This window comes from candidate division WOR-3 bacterium (assembly GCA_029858255.1).
Lineage (GTDB): Bacteria > Hydrothermota > Tepidihabitantia > SM23-42 > SM23-42 > SM23-42.
On sequence record JAOUFJ010000001.1, the window covers coordinates 129679 to 141809 of the forward strand.

Genomic DNA, 12131 nt, shown 5'->3' on the forward strand with positions numbered 1-12131 from the left:
TATTTTCCAGGACATTGAGTCTTATATTCAAATTCCTTCTATATGGAGGGTTTGATCCTGGCTCAGGACTAACGCTGGCGGCGTGTCTTAGACATGCAAGTCGAACGGGTTGCTATTTTGTAGCAATACAGAATAGCGCTAGTGGCGAACGGGTGAGTAATGTAAAAGTAACCTACCTCAGAGTGGAGCATAACCCCGAGAAATCGGGGCTAATTCTCCATACAATCCTTGCACATAAGTGTTTGGATGAAAGGTCTCGGCCGCTCCGAGAGGGGCTTTTATCCTATCAGCTAGTTGGTGGAGTCAATGACCACCAAGGCTATGACGGGTAGGGGGTGTGAGAGCATGACCCCCCACATGGGAACTGAGACACGGTCCCAACTCCTACGGGAGGCAGCAGTCTAGAAATTTGGGCAATGGGCGCAAGCCTGACCCAGCGACGCCGCGTGAGGGATGACGTCCTTCGGGATGTAAACCTTTGTTGAGGGGGACGATGATGACGGTACCCCTCGAGGAAGCCTCGGCTAACTCCGTGCCAGCAGCCGCGGTAATACGGAGGAGGCAAGCGTTGTCCGGAATCACTGGGCGTAAAGGGTGTGTAGGTGTCCTGGTGGGTCAGATGTGAAATCCAACCGCTCAACGGTTGAATGGCATTTGAAACTATCAGGATAGAGGACACTAGGGGAGAGTGGAACTCGCGGTGTAGCGGTAGAATGCGTGGATATCGCGAGGAATGCCGATGGCGAAGGCGGCTCTCTAGGGTGTTCTTCGTATGAAGAGTTGTTCAGTTTATATCTTCGGATTAAGATTGAACGATCCTGACACTGAAACACGAAAGCTGGGGGAGCGAACGGGATTAGATACCCCGGTAGTCCCAGCCATAAACGATGTACACTTGGCATGTGCTAGCAATAGTGCGTGCCGTAGGTAACCTGTTAAGTGTACCGCCTGGGGAGTATGCTCGCAAGGGTGAAACTCAAAGGAATTGACGGGGACCCGCACAAGCGGTGGAGGATGTGGTTTAATTCGAGGCAACGCGAAGAACCTTACCTGGGCTTGACATGCTGGTAGTACGGAGCCGAAAGGCAAAGGATCTCACCTCTGGTGAGAAGTCAGCACAGGTGCTGCATGGCTGTCGTCAGCTCGTGCCGTGAGGTGTTAGGTTAAGTCCTGTAACGAGCGCAACCCCTGCTCTTAGTTGCCATTTTGTCTTCGGATGAAGGCACTCTAAGAGGACTGCCGCAGATAATGTGGAGGAAGGTGGGGATGATGTCAAGTCATCATGGTCTTTATACCCAGGGCTACACACGTCCTACAGTGCCTATTACAGCGGGAAGCTAAGCCGAAAGGTGGAGCAGATCCTTCAAAGATAGGCACGGTTCGGATTGAGGGCTGCAATTCGCCCTCATGAAGGCGGAATCGCTAGTAATCGCAGATCAGCACGCTGCGGTGAATACGTTCTCGGGTCTTGTACACACCGCCCGTCAAGCCATGGAAGTTCACAATACCTGAAGTCTCTCCTCGTGAGGGCCCAAGGTAGGGTGGATGACTGGGGCTAAGTCGTAACAAGGTAGCCGTACGGGAACGTGCGGCTGGATCACCTCCTTTCAAAGAGCAAATCAGGCTCAATGTCCTGGAAAGTCCTTACGGGGTTTTTTTATTTAAGATCATTTGTTGAGTGGGCGAGAGGATTGTGCTATTGACAATGATTCAATATTTAATATAATGATAAGCTATGGTTAAAATCAGACTAACAAGAATAGGCAGAAACAAAATACCCATTTATAGAGTTGTGGTAACTGACTCGAAAAAGGCAAGAGGTGGTGAGTACATAGAAAAGCTAGGCCATTACGATCCCCGCAAGAAAAAAATTGAACTCGACCGGGATCGCATCGAGTATTGGATCTCAAAAGGAGCTCAACCGACCAATACTGTGGCTAAGTTGATTGCAAAAGCAAAAGGAGGTTCATCATGAAGGATCTCATCGAATATGTGGTCAAAGCATTAGTTGACAATCCCGATAAAGTAATGGTGAAAGAAATTGCCGGCGAAAAAAGCATTATATATGAATTGAGAGTTGGCGAAGGTGACCTCGGTAAGGTGATCGGAAAAGAAGGCAGAACCGCGAAAGCCATCAGGACGATAATTACTGCGGCCGCAATGAAACAGGGAAAGCGCACGGTACTAGAGATAATCGAATAATGAATTCAGGACTCTCTTGCCTTTTTCTTCATCTATTTATTGCACTGGAAGTTTAGAAGTAAATAACAGTACATACCCCCATGAAGTTTGATATCGTTTCCATCTTTCCAGAATTTTTTGAAGGCCCATTATCTAGCGGTATGATGCGTGTTGCCAGAGAAAAGGGTATCATCAGCGTCAATACTGTGAACCCGCGTAACATGACTGCGGATGGTGTAGTCGATGATTATCAATTTGGCGGTGGTGCGGGCATGGTGTTCAAGCCAGAACCCTTGATCAGGACTATTGAGTCGATAATGACGAAAGAGTCTAAAATGATCAATCTCACTCCGAAGGGAAGTAGACTTACACAGAAAATGGTCAGTGAACTCGCCGGTTTTGAACACTTGATCCTCATCTGCGGTCGATATAAGGGCGTCGACGAACGCATCAACGATATCTTTGAGCCAATACAGATTTCAATTGGCGACTATATTCTCTCCGGTGGTGAGATCGCAGCACTCGCAATTGTCGAATCTGTGACCAGGTTGCTCCCCGGTGTTCTGGGCAATCAGGATTCGGCAGATTCTGATTCTTTTCACGATGATCTATTGGAGGCGCCAATATATACAAGGCCGCATGTTTTTAGGAAATGCAAGGTTCCGGAAGTGCTGAGGGGTGGTAACCACAAGCAAATTGCCGAGTGGCGTAGAAAAAAATCACTGGAGTCGACCCTTGAACGCAGGCCTGAGTTGCTTGCAAATTCCGTTTTTTCGAAAAAGGATTTTCAGATTCTGTTGGAGGTACTGTATGGATAAATTGCCTGATATTAAGCCGGGTGATCTTGTTAAGGTTTATACGAAAATCATTGAAGGAGATAAAGAACGTCTGGCGCCATTTCAGGGTGTCGTCATTAAAATTAAGGGTAGTGATATCGCCAAGACCTTCACGGTTCGGAAGGTTTCTGCCGGTGTTGGGATAGAAAGAATCTTCCCGGTTCACTCGCCGATGATTGCCCGAGTTGAAATAAAGAAAAAGGGTAAGGTGCGAAGGGCCAAACTGACGTATCTACGGCAGCGTAAGGGGAAGAGGATGAAGATAAAAGAGGCGGCAGTTCAGATTGAAGCAAAGCCTGAAGAGGTGATTGAGGAAACATCACGTCCTTCCGAAGCTGAGGAAGCAGCCGGTGAAAGCGCTACCGGACCTGAAACTGTGGAAAAAGTATAGCCTTGTTGCCGGCGTAGATGAATCAGGGAGGGGTCCTCTCGCCGGTCCTGTAGTCGCAGCGGCCGTGATCTTGCCCAGAGATTACGTCCATCCTGAGATCGATGATTCAAAAAAACTAACGCCGTCCAAACGCAGGGAACTTTACTCGACGATCACTGAGAGGGCGATCGCTTATTCATTTGGCATCGTCGATGCTGCTACGATCGACACCATCAATATCCTCGAAGCCACCAAAAAAGCCATGCGCAACGCGCTTGCTCAGTTGAATCCAATGCCGCAGTACGTTTTGATCGATGGTCTGGGTATCGGTGAACTCAACTTCAAGTATGATGCAATAATAAAAGGCGATTCGCTGAGCGTTTCCATCGCCGCCGCGTCGATTCTGGCAAAAGTATATCGTGATGGGATAATGTGTGAATATCACGAATCATACCCGCAGTATCATTTTAACAAGCACAAAGGATACCCCACAAAACTGCATCGTGACTGCATTCAGAAGTATGGTTCATGTCCGATTCATCGTAAATCTTTTCAATTGCTATGAAACATAATACGACTGCACTCGGGATATTGGGAGAGAAACTTGCGCGTGAGCACTTAAGGAAGAAGCGCTACAACATTGTTGATCACAATTTCCGCTGTCCTCAGGGCGAGATCGATTTGATCGTACGTAAAAACAAAGCATTTCGTTTCATCGAAGTCAAGTTCAGGCGTACCATGGATTACGGGCTGCCGGAAGAATCAGTGGTAAGACGGCAGCAGCAGAGGATTAGAAAGGCGGCTATTGTCTGGCTTCGCAGACGCCATCTTCCGATGAATAGCGAAATGCACTTTGACGTCCTTGCAATAAGCGAGCTGAGAGGCGAGCAAAAATATGAGTATATAGAAGATGCATTCTGACTAAATCACAAATAAACTCTAAGCACGAAATACTAAATCCTAAACAAATTCAAATTTCCAAAATTCAAAACAGACAACCGTGAGCATAGTTATATGTTATTTGTTGTGGCTGCCAGTATTGTCGCAAGGTTTGGTCGTTGGTTACAGACCGTTCAAGCTACAACCAAGTACCATACGGGCTGCCATACCCAATAACCATGAACAAGGTTGTGGATTTGATAATTGATACGTTTTCGAAGGATGGTTTCGGCTTTAGATCGTGTTCTTCGCGATAATTTCTTTGTCCTCATCCGGCGTGCTACATATTACATTGAGCATTTGCGCATCGCGGAAATAGCGTTCGGCTGGATAATCTTTCATATAACCATAACCGCCATATACTTGTATCGCGTTCGTTGTTACGGCGGTCGCAGACCGTCCTGCCAGGAGCTTGGCAATGGCCGCAGCAGTAGCATATTCTTCACCGCGGTCGACGCGCAGAGCTGCTTCGTACACGAGATGGCGTGCCGCTTCTATACTTACCATCATGTCGGCGATTAGCTCACGAACCATGCCGAAGCTGACTATAGGCTGGCCGAATTGTACGCGTTCCTTTGCGTATTTTATCGCGGCCTCGGCAGCACCTTGTGCTATGCCAAGGGAGATGGCCGCCAGCAAGATGCGGGCATAGGAATTCATGTTGTCAATTATCATCTGTCCCTGGTTTTCTTCTCCAATGATGTTCGCTTGGAGAGGTTGTACTTTCTCGAATGAGTATTCGCCAATTCCCGCGGATCTTAACCCGACCGTTTTGCTCGTCTTGGTGAATTTGCGGCCGTGAGTGTCGGTATCAATAACATAGAGATTCAACCCATTCGGCCCGGTTAAGGGTACTGCCGCGACAATGGGACCGTTTGCTGCAGCATTGAGGACGAAGGGATTTTTTCCATCCAAACATGGTCCGTTCAATGATCCACCGTGTTCCAGCTCTGCTGTTTTTAGCAGTGCATAACCGCCGATAGTCTCTCCACTTGCAGCTTTTGGTAGATATCTCTTTTTCATTTCCTCACTGCCGAATTTCAGGATCGGGTAGGCGAAGAATGCATTGTGGACTGCGATGACAAATGCAGTTGATGCACATACTTTGCTGATTTCTTCCAGCACTACAGTGAAGCCGATCGTGTCAAGAGCGGCTCCTCCATGGCTTTCGGGAATGATCGCACCGACAATGCCCATTTCGGCAAGCCTCTTGATATTGTCTGTGGGCAAACTACACGATTTCTCGATCTCGTCGACCTTTTCAGCAAGTACCTGCTGGGCGAATTTCTTTAACTCGTTCTGCAATAAAGTGCATTCCTGGCTTAGCTTCATTTGGCTCCTTTCCTCGCAATTTGCACAGAGAGGGTCGAAAGAAGGCTTGTTAAAAAAACATTTTTCGCCATCTTAAACCTTTCCTGCCCTCTTCTTGGTTCCCATCTCCCTTGCGAGTTCAATTGCGATCTGAGCACGTTGTATCTGGTTTGTTCCTTCGTAGATCTGGGTGATCTTTGCATCGCGGAGCATCTTTTCAACTCTGTATTCGGTGAGTAGACCATGAGGCCCAAGCAGTTCTATTGCTTGGTTTGTGATCTTGACTGCAATATCTGCCGGATATAATTTTGCGAACGAGGCTTCCTTGGTGAAATTCTTGCCTCCGGCGTCGATCATACGCGCGGTTGCATATATAAGGGCACGTGCCGCTTCCACTTCAGTCGCCATGTCTGCGATAACCCTCTGGATGTACTGATTATTCAATAGATTCTTCTGGTGTAGGAACTCTAATGCTACTTCATAGGCACCCTGAGCAATCCCGAGGGCGATGGCACCAACACCCGGCCTCGCGCGGTCGAAATTACGCATGGTATAGATGAATCCCATGCCCTCTTTCCCCAGCAGATTTTCTGCAGGTATGCAGCAATCCTCAAAAACGAGCTCGGTGGTCGTCGAAGCGCGTATGCCCAATTTGTTCTCTTCTTTGCCAAAAGAAAAGCCCGGGGTATTCTTCTCGACAATGAAGGCCGATATGCCCCTGGCTCCCCTCGATTTGTCGGTCGACGCCAATATTACATACACATCAGAAAGGCTGCCGCTCGAGATGAACTGTTTAACGCCGTTCAGAATGTAATGACCGTTCTCCTTACGTGCGGTCGTCTGCACGTTAGCAACGTCACTTCCTGCTTGTGCTTCCGTGAGACCGAATGCACAGAGCAATTCGCCAACCGCGATTTTGGGCAGATACTTCTTCTTCTGCTCCTCGCTTGCGAAAAGAACTATCGGGCCGGACCCAAGTGCGTTAACCGCGTAGGCCGTTGCCACGCCAGCACATATCCTGGAAACTTCCTCGCATGCGATACACATGTCCATGATTTTCGCACCTGTACCGCCGTACTCAGTGGGTATGAAGATCTTCAGCAACCCTCGCCTGCCCATTTCTTTCACGATTTCCATTGGGAATTCAGCTTTCTCGTCGAATTCGCAATGGACGGGTTCTACAAGATTTTCTGCGACGGCGCGTGCCTTTTCCTTGAGTGTTTTTTCCTCATCACTTAAGAAATAATCCATCGAACCACCCCCTTGAACGGATAGTCTATCGTTGAACGGTTACGATGCCCGTATCGTTAATCGTTTTACGGTTGTCGTTCTGTGCCAGAAGATTCAACCTTTTGATCACAACAATTTCGTAACTCCTGGTCATGCAACGATGATAACCAGTTTAACCTCCTTTTTAGGTCCTGTCAAGGGAAACTGAAAGACTGGTTGTGGTTGTTTGTTGCTGCCTGTATTGTTTGGTTCGTTAATCTCGCTTATTCCGTTAATTTCGTTAGTTCCGTTGGAACGGCATTTCGAAATGATTTCGTAGCCGTATTTCTTCCCGTTGTATGATGCCAGAGCTCAATCATACTGCGTTGGTCGGTTGCGAAATGCGATACGTTTTCGAAGGACGGTTTCGATGATCGACACCGTTGTCCGTTTCGCCTTTCGAAACCGTCAACCGAATGACGATTCGTCGCAAGGTTTGGTTTTTTGTTACAAACCGTTCAACCAACAACCAAAGACCATACGCGCTGCTAAGACCAGTAACCAAAAACCAGTATTCAAGTCATACAGCTATTGACAACCTGGGTGATATGATTATCATTACCAATGCTTTTAATCTTATTGGTTCTCACGAACCAGGTTGAATTAAAAGCGTTCGACACACCAAACGATGATGGTTCTAGTATTACGCTGAATTGGCAAGCAGATACTTTATTCAATAGTTATTTCATCTTCAAGTCCCTGAACCCCGATGGCGATTTTGAAAAAGTCTGTGAGATTACTGACCGTACGACATACGTTGACACCAATGTAGCCGGCGGGCAGGAATACTATTACCAGATTGAAGCGTACGGCATGGACCTTACGGAATCATCGAGGGTCGTAGGGCCGGTTAAAGCAATTCCGCACATATTCAACACCGCTCGGATCAATATTGCGGTGTTTATTGTTATTCTGTTTTTTGCAGTGATATATTACATTACACGAGCACGCCGTGGCGAGAAGTTATTTATAAGGAAGATTCCCGGCATAGCCGCCATCGAAGAAGCGATCGGTCGCGCCACGGAAATGGGAAAACCTGTGCTCTATGTTCCGGGCATCATGGATATTGATGAACCGGAGACAATTGCGTCGATGAGCATTCTTGGCCGTGTGGCTGAAAAGACCGCCGAGTACGGTACGCCGCTCTATGTACCAACCAGCAAAGCGATGGTGATGAGCATGGCTCAGCAGGTGGTAAAGGAGGCGGCGATACGTGCCGGCAGACCGGATTGGTTCAATATTGATAATGTCCGTTATTTGACCGATGACCAGTTTGGCTATGTATCTGCCGTGGATGGTATAATGGTAAGAGAAAAACCGGCGACGAATTTTTATCTCGGGAAATTCTATGCGGAATCACTCATTCTTGCCGAAACAGGATTTTCGACTGGAGCGATACAGATCGCGGGCACCGCTTTGCCTGATCAGCTGCCTTTTTTCGTCGCGGCATGTGACTACACGCTCATTGGAGAAGAATTGTATGCGGCGAGTGCCTATCTGTCGCAGGAACCGGTCCAGTTGGGATCTCTCAAAGGGCAGGATATTGGCAAACTGATCTTCATCATCGTGATCGTATTAGGTGTTCTTGATCGACTTGTAGGGCTTGATATTTTATACAATCTATTCAGCACGGTGCAACAATGAAGCAGACGATACCACTGATCATTGTCTTTGGATTCGGGTTTTTTGTTATCATAGCGTTTTTCATACCGCTGAGTGCATTTCAGGACGCTTCCCAGACCTTTGAAACGTGGTATACCGGCGTAATTGCATTCTTTGTTTTCATCGGTATTTTCAACATCGTAAAAGTGAATGCGAGCAAGATACAGCGAAGATTGAGCGACTGGCAATACAGCATCATACTACTCATTTTCCTGGCGTTGATGATGGCCGCGGGTTTCATCGGTGGGCCTAACGGGGGAGTCTTCAACTACCTATTCGAGCATATGCAGATTCCGCTGGGGGCAACAATGTTTTCTCTTCTTGCTTTTTTTGTCGCCTCGGCAGCTTTCCGCGCATTCCGGGCACGGACACCTGAGGCTACATTGCTGTTGATAGCGGCAGTGATCGTGATGATTGGTCGCGTACCTATCGGTTACTATATCTGGCGAGGATTTCCGGATGTGGTTGAATGGATGATGAATGTACCGAATACCGCGGCGAAACGAGGAATACTCTTCGGCGCGGACCTGGGATTGATATCGATGGCGCTGAGAGTATTGCTTGGTATCGAACGCAGTTACATGGGTGGGGGTCGTGAGTAAAGATAGTCAAGGGTATCGAAACCTCAGGATACAATATGAAATTTCTTGAGCGATTAGAGAATCTGGACCGGCGTATTCTCTTCTTGTTAGTCGGGTTGGCCGTGATCATACCATTGATCTTCCCGCTTGGATTGCCGGTTGATATTACGAGACCGGTGAAAAGTGTTTTTGACCGGGTCGAAGAATTGCCGGAAGGAGCGATCGTCGTCGTGTCTTGCGATTATGATCCGGGCAGCGAGGCCGAGTTAACGCCTGCCACCGCGGCGTTTGTAGAGCATTGTTTTCGGCGAAATTTGCGCGTCTATATGATGGGTTTGTGGCCAGCCGGTCCCGAACTCGGTAATCTGTCCCTGGAGAGTATCGCACCCCGGTACGGAAAGGAATACGGGGTGGACTATATCAATATCGGCTATCGTCCGGGGGGTCCGGTGATGTTGGTAAGCCTGGGCCGAAACGTTGCAGATTTGGTTAGAGCGGACTACGCAGGTGTTCCGATCGATTCCTTCCCGCTTGGGCGTGCGCTTAAGTCTGCACGCGATATCGATCTCGTCATGACCCTTTCGGCGGGCGATCCGGGTGTGCTACACTGGATCATCTACTTCAGTGCACGTTACGGTACGCCGATTGCGACGGCAACGACTGCGATCATGGCGCCACAGCAGTATCCCTATCTCAGTTCTGGCCAACTAGTTGGGCTGTTGGGTGGATTGAAGGGTGCTGCCGAGTATGAAACTCTCATCGAGATGAAAGCTCGAGCGGTAGCAGGAATGGATTCGCAATCGATTGTGCACCTCCTTTTGGTTGTTTTCATCGTGATCGGTAATGTTATCTTGTTGTACCAAAAGAGAAGGATATAATGTCGACCGAGATCGGTGTCTGGATTGCCGCGTTGCTTACGCTGGCGATATATTCATTTCTCTACAAAGACAATCCTTTTTACAAGGTTGCTGAGAATATCTTTGTCGGTGTTTCGGCTGGATATTGGGCGGTTGTGCTGTGGTTCAACTACGCCTGGCCCAATCTTTTCGAACCATTGATCATGCGGGGCAATTTCATTTATCTCATACCGATCATTGTTGGCCTCATGATGTTTGCGCCGCTGATTCCTAAAGTAAGCTGGCTTATTCGCATTCCATTGACCTTCACCATGGGCGTGGCCATGGCACTAGTCATATTGCAGCGTATCCAGGGCGAAATCTTCCCTCAACTGCAGGCTACTTTTCTGCCGCTCATTGGAGTGAGCCCCATGCAGACAATTTCAAACCTTTTAATAATATTTGGTGTAATATCCACCCTCATTTATTTCTATTTTTCGAAGGCGCACAAAGGTGTTTTGGGTGTGTTTGCGAAGTTGGGCATATGGTTCATGATGGTTGCATTCGGTGCGTCGTTTGGCTACACGGTAATGGCCCGTATTTCATTGCTGATTGGTCGTGTCTATTTCTTACTCCATAACTGGCTGCAGCTGATTTAGGTATGACCTTTGAAATCAGTCTCAAAGAGTTCAAACTAACCGACGTTCTTCAATTTCTTTTTTTCACACAGAAAACCGGAGTGGTGCACGTTAGCGGTGAAACCTCTGGCGAAATATACTTTGCCAACGGGATCGTCGTGCATGCTGCGGAGGAAGCATGCGAGGGTATTGACGCTTTATTCAACATGTCCATGGTAACATCAGGGACTGCGACCTTCGAACCTCATGTGAGTGCTCCAAAAAAGACTGTTTCTGAGGATGCAGGGAAATTAGTTGATACGGTGGAAAAAAGACGTGTGGAGCTCCAGACCATAAAGAAGAGCATGCCACCTCTTGAATCTGTCTGGGCGAAGGCCGCGAAGGAACCGGAATCAGCTGTTGCCTTAAGGAGGACCGACTGGCAGGTTCTGGCCAAGATCGATGGCAAGAGGAAGCTGTCTGGAGTTATTGCAGAATCGAAACTGGGTGGGTATGAGGCAATGAAGACTGTAGTATGGCTCAAAGATCAGGGGTTGATCTACGAACCCGAGCAGGCAGCGCGCACGATGTCCGTGATGACGAGCTATCTGAATTCCTTTATGGCTGATTTCAGCAGGAACGGCTTGATCTGGTTCAAGCGCTGGAGCGCAAACAAGGAAGATAACAAGCGCATAGCGCGCGCAGTGAGCATTGATGAAGAAACAATGGAAACGAAGGTTGTGGCCGAATTGAATGCCAGCGACATTGACTATTTCATCAAGAGCTTTGAGGAGATTGTCAGTTCGGAAGGTCCGAAGATATATGGTAAGTTGCTTTTCAGGAAGAAGTTCGATGACTTCAAAACGAAGCTCGAGCGCGAGACATAACTTATGGATGTTCTTGATAATATGGCCGGCGTAATTGGTTATGTTGCAGTGCGAGCCGATGATGGCAAGATCGAAGAGGTCAAGGGATCATCGGCTAATGCTCTATCTGATCTGACAGCGTATTTTTCCTCGGCCGGCGAGGCGATCAGGAATAACTTCGGGATGGGTGCACTTGATTATATATCGCTTGTGTATGGAAACAACCGCCTCGTGATAATACCCTACAAGGATAAATATCTTGGGATCGAGACCGAGCGCGAACATGATCCACAAATACTCGTGAAACAATTGAGCGGGCTTGTGTTCATCAAAAAACCCGCCGTTGAAGTGCCCAGGGCACTCGATTCTAAGATGCGTCAGATAAATCTACTGATAAAAGAGTTCGGCGGAACTTCTGATAGTAATCACTGGATTGAGTTGTTGAACCAGAGCCTGGGAGTATTGGGAAGAGATATTGCGCCGTTCATGGGAGTCGTGGAGGGCAGCCTTGTTTTTAAAGAAAACCCGCCGCCGGAAAATGAAGATGATTTCTCTCAGGCATTGCGTTCGGTTGTTGATTTTCTGGTCAAAAAGGCAGTCGAGGAAATGGGTTCATCACATGCGCGCGCCAGGGTGCAGACCGTGATCGAGCGGATGAGGTGA

14 protein-coding genes and 1 rRNA gene are annotated in these 12131 nt (G+C 48.0%); 13 read left to right on the forward strand and 2 right to left on the reverse strand.

Annotated features, from left to right (window positions below; genetic code table 11):
- The first annotated feature begins 39 nt into the window (after positions 1-39).
- The 7 genes from OEV79_00660 (at position 40) to OEV79_00690 (ending at position 4308) form a co-directional block, all read left to right on the forward strand.
- Positions 40-1608 (forward strand): 16S ribosomal RNA (locus OEV79_00660).
- A gap of 127 nt (positions 1609-1735) precedes the next feature.
- Entirely contained in the window at positions 1736-1975 is a 240-nt protein-coding gene (gene rpsP / locus OEV79_00665) for a 30S ribosomal protein S16 (GenBank protein ID MDH4209950.1), read from the forward strand.
- Positions 1972-2202 (forward strand): KH domain-containing protein, encoded by a 231-nt coding sequence (locus tag OEV79_00670; GenBank protein MDH4209951.1) that lies wholly within the window; start codon positions 1972-1974, stop codon positions 2200-2202. The genes rpsP and OEV79_00670 overlap by 4 nt, the downstream gene beginning before the upstream one ends.
- 80 nt (positions 2203-2282) lie before the next feature.
- Positions 2283-2999: a tRNA (guanosine(37)-N1)-methyltransferase TrmD gene (gene trmD, locus OEV79_00675; GenBank protein ID MDH4209952.1), complete on the forward strand. Its 717-nt coding sequence runs from the start codon at positions 2283-2285 to the stop codon at positions 2997-2999.
- Complete coding sequence (rplS, locus tag OEV79_00680) at positions 2992-3408, forward strand: 50S ribosomal protein L19 (protein ID MDH4209953.1); 417 nt, start codon at positions 2992-2994, stop codon at positions 3406-3408. The genes trmD and rplS overlap by 8 nt, the downstream gene beginning before the upstream one ends.
- Positions 3368-3952, forward strand: coding sequence for a ribonuclease HII (locus OEV79_00685; protein ID MDH4209954.1), 585 nt, complete (start codon positions 3368-3370; stop codon positions 3950-3952). Before rplS ends, OEV79_00685 begins: the two co-directional genes overlap by 41 nt.
- Positions 3949-4308 carry a YraN family protein gene (locus OEV79_00690; GenBank protein ID MDH4209955.1) on the forward strand — a complete coding sequence of 120 codons (360 nt, stop codon included), beginning with the start codon at positions 3949-3951 and terminating at the stop codon, positions 4306-4308. Before OEV79_00685 ends, OEV79_00690 begins: the two co-directional genes overlap by 4 nt.
- Before the next feature lie 252 nt (positions 4309-4560).
- On the opposite strand, the gene OEV79_00695 is transcribed toward OEV79_00690, so the two are convergent.
- Both OEV79_00695 and OEV79_00700 read right to left on the reverse strand, forming a co-directional pair.
- On the reverse strand, positions 4561-5658 hold the full coding sequence (locus OEV79_00695) for an acyl-CoA dehydrogenase family protein (protein ID MDH4209956.1): 1098 nt from the start codon (positions 5656-5658) through the stop codon (positions 4561-4563).
- Between the two features lie 72 nt (positions 5659-5730).
- The gene (locus tag OEV79_00700; protein ID MDH4209957.1) at positions 5731-6888 is read right to left on the reverse strand and encodes an acyl-CoA dehydrogenase family protein; all 1158 of its coding nucleotides are present in this window, start codon (positions 6886-6888) and stop codon (positions 5731-5733) included.
- A 582-nt stretch (positions 6889-7470) separates the two neighbouring features.
- Between OEV79_00700 and OEV79_00705 the strand changes: the two genes are divergently transcribed.
- Genes OEV79_00705 through OEV79_00730 form a run of 6 tightly spaced genes read left to right on the forward strand, consistent with a single transcriptional unit; the run spans position 7471 to position 12131 of the window.
- The gene (locus OEV79_00705) at positions 7471-8550 is read left to right on the forward strand and encodes a hypothetical protein (GenBank protein MDH4209958.1); all 1080 of its coding nucleotides are present in this window, start codon (positions 7471-7473) and stop codon (positions 8548-8550) included.
- Positions 8547-9170 (forward strand): hypothetical protein, encoded by a 624-nt coding sequence (locus OEV79_00710; protein ID MDH4209959.1) that lies wholly within the window; start codon positions 8547-8549, stop codon positions 9168-9170. The genes OEV79_00705 and OEV79_00710 overlap by 4 nt, the downstream gene beginning before the upstream one ends.
- Before the next feature lie 35 nt (positions 9171-9205).
- Complete coding sequence (locus OEV79_00715; GenBank protein ID MDH4209960.1) at positions 9206-10027, forward strand: hypothetical protein; 822 nt, start codon at positions 9206-9208, stop codon at positions 10025-10027.
- Entirely contained in the window at positions 10027-10644 is a 618-nt protein-coding gene (locus OEV79_00720; GenBank protein ID MDH4209961.1) for a hypothetical protein, read from the forward strand. Before OEV79_00715 ends, OEV79_00720 begins: the two co-directional genes overlap by 1 nt.
- 2 nt (positions 10645-10646) lie before the next feature.
- A complete protein-coding gene (locus OEV79_00725; GenBank protein ID MDH4209962.1) occupies positions 10647-11489 on the forward strand; it encodes a DUF4388 domain-containing protein in 843 nt (280 codons plus the stop codon).
- 3 nt (positions 11490-11492) lie between these two features.
- Entirely contained in the window at positions 11493-12131 is a 639-nt protein-coding gene (locus OEV79_00730) for a hypothetical protein (protein ID MDH4209963.1), read from the forward strand.

Bases quoted from the DNA above. Each gene is read 5' to 3' on its own strand.
- OEV79_00720 (MDH4209961.1), top strand. From the start codon at position 10,027: ATGTCGACCGAGATCGGTGTCTGGATTGCCGCGTTGCTTACGCTGGCG.
- rpsP (MDH4209950.1), top strand. From the start codon at position 1,736: ATGGTTAAAATCAGACTAACAAGAATAGGCAGAAACAAAATACCCATT.
- OEV79_00710 (MDH4209959.1), top strand. From the start codon at position 8,547: ATGAAGCAGACGATACCACTGATCATTGTCTTTGGATTCGGGTTTTTT.
- OEV79_00725 (MDH4209962.1), top strand. From the start codon at position 10,647: ATGACCTTTGAAATCAGTCTCAAAGAGTTCAAACTAACCGACGTTCTT.
- OEV79_00700 (MDH4209957.1), bottom strand. From the start codon at position 6,888: ATGGATTATTTCTTAAGTGATGAGGAAAAAACACTCAAGGAAAAGGCA.
- OEV79_00695 (MDH4209956.1), bottom strand. From the start codon at position 5,658: ATGAAGCTAAGCCAGGAATGCACTTTATTGCAGAACGAGTTAAAGAAA.
- trmD (MDH4209952.1), top strand. From the start codon at position 2,283: ATGAAGTTTGATATCGTTTCCATCTTTCCAGAATTTTTTGAAGGCCCA.
- OEV79_00730 (MDH4209963.1), top strand. From the start codon at position 11,493: ATGGATGTTCTTGATAATATGGCCGGCGTAATTGGTTATGTTGCAGTG.
- OEV79_00670 (MDH4209951.1), top strand. From the start codon at position 1,972: ATGAAGGATCTCATCGAATATGTGGTCAAAGCATTAGTTGACAATCCC.
- rplS (MDH4209953.1), top strand. From the start codon at position 2,992: ATGGATAAATTGCCTGATATTAAGCCGGGTGATCTTGTTAAGGTTTAT.
- OEV79_00715 (MDH4209960.1), top strand. From the start codon at position 9,206: ATGAAATTTCTTGAGCGATTAGAGAATCTGGACCGGCGTATTCTCTTC.
- OEV79_00705 (MDH4209958.1), top strand. From the start codon at position 7,471: ATGCTTTTAATCTTATTGGTTCTCACGAACCAGGTTGAATTAAAAGCG.
- OEV79_00690 (MDH4209955.1), top strand. From the start codon at position 3,949: ATGAAACATAATACGACTGCACTCGGGATATTGGGAGAGAAACTTGCG.